This is a genomic window from Rhizobacter sp. P5_A1 (assembly GCF_056400745.1).
This window is the reverse complement of record NZ_JBFUKR010000001.1, coordinates 380,111-386,588: the sequence shown is the minus strand read 5'-3', so window position 1 is coordinate 386,588 and position 6,478 is coordinate 380,111. Positions and strand designations below refer to the sequence as shown.

General features: G+C 69.2%; 6 protein-coding genes. 3 read left to right on the top strand and 3 right to left on the bottom strand.

Features of this window, described 5'->3' with window-relative positions:
• From AC1DTW_RS01815 to AC1DTW_RS01805, 3 genes are all read right to left on the bottom strand, one after another.
• Positions 1-138: redoxin domain-containing protein (locus tag AC1DTW_RS01815; RefSeq protein WP_477978517.1), on the bottom strand; the 138-nt coding region annotated here is incomplete at its 3' end.
• Between the two features lie 70 nt (positions 139-208).
• Positions 209-1,072, bottom strand: coding sequence for an amidohydrolase family protein (locus tag AC1DTW_RS01810; protein WP_477978495.1), 864 nt, complete (start codon positions 1,070-1,072; stop codon positions 209-211).
• Positions 1,073-1,094: 22 nt separating this feature from the next.
• Entirely contained in the window at positions 1,095-2,795 is a 1,701-nt protein-coding gene (locus AC1DTW_RS01805) for a tannase/feruloyl esterase family alpha/beta hydrolase (protein WP_477978493.1), read from the bottom strand.
• A gap of 203 nt (positions 2,796-2,998) precedes the next feature.
• Here AC1DTW_RS01805 and AC1DTW_RS01800 point away from each other — a divergent pair, with 203 nt between their 5' ends.
• Genes AC1DTW_RS01800 through AC1DTW_RS01790 form a run of 3 tightly spaced genes read left to right on the top strand, consistent with a single transcriptional unit; the run spans position 2,999 to position 6,459 of the window.
• A complete protein-coding gene (locus AC1DTW_RS01800) occupies positions 2,999-3,808 on the top strand; it encodes a crotonase/enoyl-CoA hydratase family protein (RefSeq protein ID WP_477978491.1) in 810 nt (269 codons plus the stop codon).
• Positions 3,805-5,655 (top strand): feruloyl-CoA synthase, encoded by a 1,851-nt coding sequence (locus AC1DTW_RS01795; RefSeq protein ID WP_477978489.1) that lies wholly within the window; start codon positions 3,805-3,807, stop codon positions 5,653-5,655. Before AC1DTW_RS01800 ends, AC1DTW_RS01795 begins: the two co-directional genes overlap by 4 nt.
• A 21-nt stretch (positions 5,656-5,676) precedes the next feature.
• Positions 5,677-6,459 (top strand): SDR family NAD(P)-dependent oxidoreductase, encoded by a 783-nt coding sequence (locus tag AC1DTW_RS01790; RefSeq protein WP_477978487.1) that lies wholly within the window; start codon positions 5,677-5,679, stop codon positions 6,457-6,459.
• Positions 6,460-6,478: the final 19 nt, after the last annotated feature.

Below are 6,478 nucleotides of genomic sequence, written 5' to 3'. Positions count from 1 at the left end.
GGTGCACACCGGCGTGAAGTCCTTCGGGTGCGAGAACAGAACCGCCCAGCTGTCGCCGATCCAGTCGTGGAACTTGATCTTGCCCTGGGTGGTCTCGGCCTCGAAATCGGGGGCGGTGTCGTTGATGCGCAGTGACATGAGAGGCTCCTGTTTGCTCGGCGTGGCCGCGGAGGAGCCAAGTTTACGGCGCTCGAAAACTTCTTTCAGGCTATGCGAGCTTCAACAACCGCTTCGCGTTCTCCTTCAGGATCAGCGGCTGGACCTCGGGCTTGAACCCGGCGTCGGCGAAGTCCTTCAGCCAGCGGTCGGGCGTGATCAGCGGGTAGTCGCTGCCGAACAGGATGCGGTCTTTCAGCTGCGTGTTCGCGTACTGCACGAGTTGCGGCGGAAAGTACTTCGGGCTCCAGCCCGAGAGATCGATCCAGACGTTCGGCTTGTGCATCGCGAGCGACAGCGCCTCGTCCTGCCAGGGCCAGCTCGGGTGCGCGACGACGATCTCGATGTCGGGAAAGTCGATCGCGACGTCTTCGAGCAGCATCGGGTTGCTGTTCTGCAGCCGCAGGCCGCCGCCGCAGCGCATGCCGCTGCCGATGCCCGAGTGGCCGCTGTGGAAGATCGCCGGCAGCTTGTACTCGGCGATGACCTCGTAGATCGGCCAGGCCATCTTGTCGTAGGGCTCGAAGCCCTGCACGGTGGGGTGGAACTTGAAGCCCTTGACGCCGTGCGCCTCGATCAGCTTGCGGGCCTCGCGCGCACCCATCTTGCCCTTGTGCGGGTCGATGCTGCCGAACGCGATCATGATGTCCGAGTTGGCCTGCGCGGCCTCGGCGATCTCTTCGTTCGGGATGCGCCGCCGCCCCATCTGCGTCTCGGCATCGACGGTGAACATCACGAAGCCGATCTTCTTCTCGCGGTAGAACGCGAGCGACTCGGCCATCGTCGGCCGCCGGCTGGAGCGGAAGTACTTGTCGGCCGCGCGGTCGTACTCCTCGCCGTAGTTGTCGAACGGGTTCCAGCACGACACCTCGAGGTGGGTGTGGGTGTCGATCGCGATCAGGTCGGCGTGGTTCATCGTGCTCCTCCCGGGTCGGCTGTCACTGGCAGCTGAAGCTGTCGGCCGTTTCGATGCTACCGCTGCCCTTGTAGCGCGCCACTTTCGGGTACGGGCAAAGCGGACGCGTGCGCGTGGCCGACCAGCCCGCCGGCAGCTCGGCGTTGACGGCGGCCGCGTTGCCCGCGCCGCGCACCGACGCGACGACGCTGTCCGGCGCGACGCCGTTCTCGACCCAGTTGACGAGCGGCGTCAGCATGTCGAACTGGTCGGTCGCCGGGCCGGCGGAGCAGTGCGTCATGCCGGGTACGCGGTAGAAGCGCGCGAAGTTGCCCGCGTCGCCGCCGTTCGCCGCGCGCAGCGATTCGTACCACGCAGTGGTGTCGTCGCTCGAGAAGATCGGGTCGCTGGTGCCGTGGTAGACCATCATCTTCGCGCCGCGGTTCTTCAGCGTGCCGAGGTCGCTCGGGTTCGGCGGCGTCATGAACGACAGCGCCGATTCGGTGTAGGTCGCGTTCGTCGCGCTGATCTTCGCGAGCATCGTGTCGATGCTCCCGCTCAGCGCGAAGGTCGGGCCGACGAAGGTCGTCGGATTCTCCGGCGGCACCTGCCAGATCATCGCGGTGGCGCCGGAGTCGAGCACCAGCGGCGCGGTGTAGTTCCAGAACGCGGTGTTGCCGTAGCCGATGCCGGCGTCGAACGGCCAGCTCGCATAGAAGACGGTGCCGGTGCTCGTGGTCTCGCCGGCGAAGCGCTTCGCGATCACCGTCTTCTGCGCCGCCGACAGGCAGGTGCCGTCGCGCGCGCCGCTGCAGGTCGGCACGTCGCGGTCGAGGTTGAACGCGGCCTTGCACGCGCCAGTGTCCTGGATCAGGCCGTCGGCCGAGCCGTCGAGCGCGTCGCACTTCGCGAGCACCGCGCTCGCGACGAGCTTCTGTTCGGTGGCGGTGAAGCCGGTCGAGATGTCGCCCGGCGTCGACGCGACGCTCGCGTAGCCCTGCGCCGCGGCCATGTTGGCGATCGCTGCCAGCGGCAGCCGGAAGCCCGGGTCGCCGACGAGGTAGCCGTCGTACTGGTCGGGCTCGCGCGCGGCCGCGACCATCGTGTGCCGCCCGCCGTTCGAGCAGCCGCCGAAGTACGAACGGTCCGGCGCCTTGCCGTAGGCCGTCTTGATCGCGCTCTTGGCCATCGGCGTCAGCGTCGCCGCGGCCTGGTAGCCGTAGTCGAGCCGGGCCTGCGGGTCGATGCCGAAGGTGGGGCCCTGCGAGCCGAGGTGGCCGGCGTCGGAGCTGATCACCGCGAAGCCCATCGCGAGCGCGTTCGTCAGGCCGTTGCCGCCGTTGACGCCGCCGGTCGCGGTGACGACACTGCCGTCGATGCCGCCGTTGGCCTGGTAGAAAAAGCGCCCGTTCCAGGCGTTCGGCAGGCGCATCTCGAAGCCGATCGCGTAGGCGTTGCCATCGACCGTGCTGGTGCGCTGGTTCATCTTGCCGACGACTTGGCAGTGCGCCGGCACCGGCGTGCCGGCGACCGTCAAGGTGCCGGCGGCGATCGCGTTGACGGCCGTGATGGTGGTGTTCGAGAACGAGATGCGCGTGGCCAGGTCGGTGCACGACGCGAGCGTGGCGCCGCTCGCCGCCGCGAGCTGCGGCAGCCCGACGGTGTCATTGCTGCCGCCGCAGGCGGACAGCATCGCAAGCAAGGTGGTCGCGCCGACGGCGCCGCAGAGAAGTCGTCGATTCATCGGAGGTCTCCTGGGTGTGTTTTCTTGGATCGCGAGGGAACGCGATTAGTTAAATTTAATAACGATTGCTGCATTCGTGCTCAGGATTTCCCCTAGGTCGACGTGCGATGTTTGAGTGGAGAGAGGAAGAGAACTGCGGGTAAATACCGAAGTTCTTCGAGACGATTTGATTAATACTTTTAATCATTCTGAGAGGACCATCGATGCCCGCCACGTTCAGCGCCGCGACCGGCCTGCTCGCCCAGCTCGACCTGCTGCACATCGAGCAGCGCGACGCTGTCCTGCACCTGCGGCTGAATCGCCCGGCCAAGCGCAACGCGATCAGCGACGCGCTGGTCGCGCAGCTGCACACCGCCTTCGTCAACCTGCCCGAGAGCGTGCGGGTCGTCGTGCTCAGCGGCGCCGGCGAGCACTTCTGCGCCGGGCTCGACCTGTCGGAGCTCGGCGAGCGCAGCGTCGCCGAGGGCGTCGAACATTCGCGCGCCTGGCATGCGGCGTTCGAGCAGATCCAGTTCGCGCGCGTGCCGGTGATCGCGGTACTGCACGGCGCTGTCGTCGGCGGCGGGCTCGAGCTGGCGAGCGCCGCGCACATCCGCGTCGCCGAGGCCAGCGCGTTCTACGGGCTGCCCGAGGGCCAGCGCGGCCTGTTCGTCGGCGGCGGCGGCTCGGCGCGCGTGCCGCGGCTGATCGGCGTGGCACGCATGGCCGACATGATGCTGACCGGCCGCGTCTACGACGCCGCAGAGGGCCTGCGCATCGGCTTCTCGCAATACGTCGTCGAAGCCGGCCAGGGCATGGCGCACGCGCTGGCGCTGGCCGAGAAGGTCGCCGCGAACGCGCCGCTGTCGAACTTCGCGGTCGTGCAGGCGCTGCCGCGCATTGCCGACATGGGTCGCGACGAGGGCCTGTTCACCGAGTCGCTGATGGCCGCGATCGCGCAGGGCGACAGCGCGGCCAAGGAGCGCATGCGTGCGTTCCTCGACGGCAAGGCCGGCAAGGTCGCGAAGACATGAGCGCTGGCGTGCGCTACCGCGATGTGCCGCTGGGCGGCTCGCTCGCCGCGCGCTTCGAGCGGCGCGCCGACGGCAGCCAGATCGTCACGTCGACCGAAGCGCTGCAGCCGTATGCCGAGCGCCTGACCGATCGATTCCTGCACTGGGCCGCGGCCGCGCCCGACCGCACGCTCGTCGCGAAGCGCGAGAACGGCGGCGACTGGCGCCGCGTCAGCTACGCGCAGGCGCTGACCCACGCGCGCGGGATCGCCCAGGTGCTGCTGGACCACGGGCTGAACGCCGATCGGCCGCTCGCGATCCTGTCCGACAACGACATCGAGCACCTGCTGTTTGGCCTCGGCGCGATGCTCGCCGGCGTGCCGTACGCGCCGATCTCGGCCGCGTACTCGCTGCTCTCGCAGGACCACGGCAAGCTGCGTCACATCCTGGGCATGCTCACGCCCGGCATGGTGTTCGCGGCCGACGGCAAGGCCTTCGCGAAGGCGATCGCCGCGACGGTGCCGGCCGACACGCCGGTCGTGCTGACGCGCGGCGCCATCGAGGGCCGCAAGACCGTCGCGTTCGACGACCTGATCGCGACGCGCGCCACCGCGCAGGTCGACGCGGCGCATGCGCAGGTCGGCCCCGACACGATCGCGAAGTTCCTCTTCACCTCCGGCTCGACCAAGCTGCCGAAAGGCGTGATCAACACGCAGCGCATGCTGTGCAGCAACCAGCAGATGATCCGCCAGTGCTTCCCGCAGCTGATCGAAGAGCCGCCGGTGCTGGTCGACTGGCTGCCGTGGAACCACACCTTCGGCGGCAACCACAACGTCGGCATCACGCTGTACAACGGCGGCACGCTCTACATCGACGACGGCAAGCCGACGCCGGCGCTGATCGGCGAGACCTTGCGCAACCTGCGCGAGATCGCGCCGACGATGTACTTCAACGTGCCCAAGGGCTTCGAGGAGATCGCCAACGCGCTGGAGCACGACGCGCAGCTGCGCGAGACCTTCTTCAGCCGCGTCAAGATGTTCTTCTTCGCGGGCGCCGGCCTGTCGCAGCCGGTCTGGGACAAGCTCGATCGCATCGCCGAAGCGCACGCCGGCGAGCGCGTGCGCATGCTGACCGGCCTGGGCATGACCGAGACCGCGCCGTTCGCGGTCTGTGCGAACGCGTACGACGTGAAGTCGGGCCACATCGGCCTGCCGGCGCCCGGCATCGAACTGAAGATCGTGCCCGACGGCGACAAGGCCGAGCTGCGCTACCGCGGCCCGAACGTCACGCCCGGCTACTGGCGCGCGCCCGAGCAGACGGCCGAATCGTTCGACGACGAAGGCTTCTACTGCAGCGGCGACGCGGTCAAGCCGATGGACGCCGCGCATCCCGAGCGCGGCCTCATGTTCGACGGTCGCATCGCCGAAGACTTCAAGCTGGCGACCGGCACCTTCGTCTCGGTCGGCCCGCTGCGCGCGAAGGTCATCGCGGCCGGCGACCCGTGCGTGCAGGACGTCGTCGTCGCCGGGCTGAACCGCAACGAGATCGGCATCCTGATCTTTCCGCGCCTCGATGCGTGCCGCGCGTTCGCCGGCGCGGCGCCTTTGACGCCGCCCGAGCAGCTGCTGCTCGAGCCGCCGCTGCGCGAGTTCTTCCAGCAGCTGGTCGACGATCTGAACGCCAGCGGCACCGGCAGCGCCACGCGCGTCGCGCGCGCGCTGGTGCTCGCCGAGCCGCCGAGCATCGACCGCGGCGAGGTCACCGACAAGGGCTCGATCAACCAGCGCGCGGTGCTCGCGCATCGGGCCGCGCTGGTCGATGCGCTCTACGACGGCAGCGCGCCGGGGCTGATCCTGCCGCGCCGCTGATCCCTCCTCGAGAGACCCACGATGAACATCCACGGACAAGCGGCGCTCGTCACCGGCGGCGCCTCGGGGCTGGGCGCGCAGACCGCGCGCGAGCTCGGCAAGCGCGGCGCGAAGGTCGCGGTGCTCGATCGCAACGGCGCCGGCGCGCGCGCGGTCGCGGCCGAGATCGGCGCCTCGGCGATCGGCCTCGAGTGCGACATCACCTCGACCGACAGCGTGCTCGCGGCGCTGCAGGCCGCGCGCGATGCGCACGGCCCGGCGCGGCTGCTGCTGAACATCGCCGGCATCGGCACCGCGAAGCGCCTGATCGGCAAGGACGGCACGCCGATGCCGCTCGAAGACTTCCGCCGCGTGATCGACGTGAACCTCGTCGGCACCTTCAACATGATCCGGCTCGCGGCGGCCGAGATGGTCCGGCTCGACCCGCTCGCCGACGACGCGAACTCGGGCGAGCGCGGCGTGATCGTCAACACCGCGTCGGTCGCGGCGTTCGACGGCCAGGTCGGGCAGGAAGCCTATGCGGCATCGAAGGGCGGCATCGTCGCGCTGACCCTGCCGCTGGCGCGCGACCTCGCGCAGTTCGGCGTGCGCGTCGTGACGATCGCGCCGGGGCTGTTCCTGACGCCGCTGATGGCCGAGCTGCCCGAGCCGGTGCAGCAGTCGCTCGCCGCGAGCATCCCGTTCCCGAAGCGGCTGGGCAAACCCGAAGAGTTCGCACAGCTGGCCGCCGCTATCGTCGAGAACCTGTCGCTGAACGGCGAAGTGATCCGCCTCGACGGCGCGTTGCGGATGGCGCCGCGCTGAAGCCTCCTTGCCACCCGCC